This is a genomic window from Hyalangium versicolor (genome assembly GCF_020103695.1).
GTDB lineage: Bacteria > Myxococcota > Myxococcia > Myxococcales > Myxococcaceae > Hyalangium > Hyalangium versicolor.
In genome coordinates this window covers 1-583 of record NZ_JAHXBF010000096.1, presented here as the reverse complement: position 1 = coordinate 583, position 583 = coordinate 1, and the positions used below count along the sequence as shown (strand labels likewise).

At 60.0% G+C, this 583-nt stretch carries 1 protein-coding gene; it reads right to left on the bottom strand.

All coding sequences use genetic code 11. The features are described from left to right. Window positions 1-187: 187 nt before the first annotated feature. The coding region (locus KY501_RS52910) for a hypothetical protein (protein WP_224373264.1) at window positions 188-583 on the bottom strand (396 nt) is incomplete at its 5' end.

The window sequence follows — 583 nt, the reverse complement described above, 5'->3', positions numbered from 1 at the left end:
GGCGCTCGGCTCAGGGCTCCACAGGCGAACTCCCGGGCGCTGGCGTCAGCTCCCCCTACCCACCACCGGCGGAACTCTGCAAGTCACCCGTTTCGAGCCGCTTACGCGTTTGGTGCTAGTCGCATTGAACCGCACTTTAGAGACCGCCGGCTGGACGAGCATTGAGGAGATCCCTGTCGCCATTGATCTATGGGCTCGCGCCCCCAAGAGCCATCAACGCATCATCTTCGAGGCCAAGACTTTGGGCGATGAGCTCCACCAGACGCGCGGTGCTCTGGCGCAGCTCTTGGAATACCGACATATCTATGGAACTCCAGGGGACAAACTCTGCCTTGTCGTAAACGGACGGCTCAGTGAAGCCCGTGAGCGCATCCTGGGTGCCATGACTGTTGCTGTCCTTTGGCATGATGGGAAGAAGTTCCAGGCTACGAGGAGCGCGTCGCAGAACTGGGTGTCCTCTCTTAAGAGCGCCTAACAAAAGTAAGGTTTGAAAGGGAGGGTAGCCGGAGAACCTGGCCATGAGCACCTGAGCCTCATGGCTCAGGACCTCGTACCGGATGCGCTCTGGGAGCGGATCGCTCCG